The organism is Lolliginicoccus lacisalsi, from assembly GCF_014841105.1.
GTDB lineage: Bacteria > Actinomycetota > Actinomycetes > Mycobacteriales > Mycobacteriaceae > Lolliginicoccus > Lolliginicoccus lacisalsi.
This window is the reverse complement of the sequence record NZ_JACYWE010000024.1, coordinates 1-1409: the sequence shown is the minus strand read 5'-3', so window position 1 is coordinate 1409 and position 1409 is coordinate 1. Positions and strand designations below refer to the sequence as shown.

General features: G+C 70.4%; 3 protein-coding genes. All 3 read left to right on the top strand.

Annotated features, from left to right (window positions below; all coding sequences use genetic code 11):
- On the top strand, window positions 1-226 hold a 226-nt coding region (locus HT102_RS15740; RefSeq protein WP_192040402.1), incomplete at its 5' end, for a DUF4349 domain-containing protein.
- 77 nt (window positions 227-303) lie between these two features.
- Entirely contained in the window at window positions 304-1023 is a 720-nt protein-coding gene (locus HT102_RS15735; protein ID WP_192040401.1) for an AMIN-like domain-containing (lipo)protein, read from the top strand.
- A 27-nt stretch (window positions 1024-1050) separates the two neighbouring features.
- Window positions 1051-1409: Type 1 glutamine amidotransferase-like domain-containing protein (locus HT102_RS15730; protein ID WP_192040400.1), on the top strand; the 359-nt coding region annotated here is incomplete at its 3' end.

Sequence of the window (1409 nt, the reverse complement as noted above, 5' to 3'; positions counted from 1 at the left end):
CCAGGTCGACCTCTCCACCCTCGATCTCTACCTCGCGCAGCGTCCCGCTACCGATCCTGCATCCGGATTCGCGGGCGGGCTCCGCGAAGGATGGGAGACCCTGCTTGATGCGCTCCGCTCCGCCATCATCGGCATCGGCCTGGCGCTGCCCTGGGTCATCTTCCTCGCCGCGGGCGCGGGCGTCGTCTACGGCGTGGTCCGGCTGCTGTCCCGCCGATCCAGCTAGGCAACCGACAGGACCGGGTGCAAAACGTTATATTCGGGGCAGGATCGGACCCTGTTCGAGCACCTACGATGAGGATCATGAACCTTCGGCACATGCGACGCTCCGCCCTGGTGGTCCCGGCGATCCTGATCCTGGGCATCGCGGGCTGTGGCAGCGACGATGCGGACCTGCCAGCGAGCGTGACCACGCCAGAGATGTCGCCGCAGAGCGCGGCGACCGGCGCGGACCTCCCCGACGAGGAGCCCGGCGCCACGGAGAACGTGCCGAGCGGCCCGGAGATCGAGGAGACCCCGCTGCAGCCGGCGCCGAGCAGGCCGGACAACAACACCTCCCGTGGTGGATCCGGGAGCGCGTTCTCGGGAACGCTGGGTCCCGCCGCCAAGCAATCCGGGGACGGCACCTTCCTCAGCGTCACCGGCATCCGGGTGGGCGAGCACAACGGGTTCACCCGCATCGTCGTCGACCTCGCCGGCCAGGGTGATCAGCCCGGCTACGACCTCCGCTACGTCGATGCGGCCTATGCGGCAGGCTCGGGCGACCCCATCGCGGTCAGCGGCGATGCCATCCTGGCGTTCAACGTCACGGGCTGGGGCTACCCGTTCGATACGGGCGTCGACCCGTATTCCGGGCCCAAGACGATCGGTGGCCCCGCCAGCGGATCGGTCGCCGAGATCGAGGTCGGCACGTTCAACGAGGGCGTCGCGCAGATGTTCGTGGGCGTGCGTGGCGGCCAGCGAGAGTTCACCGCCATGACCCTGACCAATCCCCCTCGCGTTGTCCTCGACATCAGCGACTAGTCCGGTCGCCGTGCCGCCGCGCCCCTGATGAGACTGTTCCTGGCCTCATACCGGCTCGGCGGGGCGGGCAGCGGGCTCGCGCGCCTGGTGCCCGAGCCCCGGCGGGCAGCGGTGGTGGCGAACGCGACGGACGCCTGGCCCGCCGCGGCGCGCGAATGGGCCGTCCGCAGCGAGATGCAGATGCTGGCGAGCGTGGGGATCACCGCGCACGAGCTGGACCTGCGGGACCACATCGGCGATCCGGAGGGGGTGCGCGCGGTCCTCGACCGGTCCGACGTGGTCTGGCTGCGGGGCGGGAACACCTTCGTGCTGCGATCCCGCCTCGCGCAGAGCGGCGCGGATGCCATCATCACCGAGCTCGTGCGGGATGGACGCATCGTCTACGG

What these genes read in the sequence shown, in the direction of transcription:
- HT102_RS15735 (WP_192040401.1), top strand. Translation starts at nt 304, where the DNA reads ATGAACCTTCGGCACATGCGACGCTCCGCCCTGGTGGTCCCGGCGATC.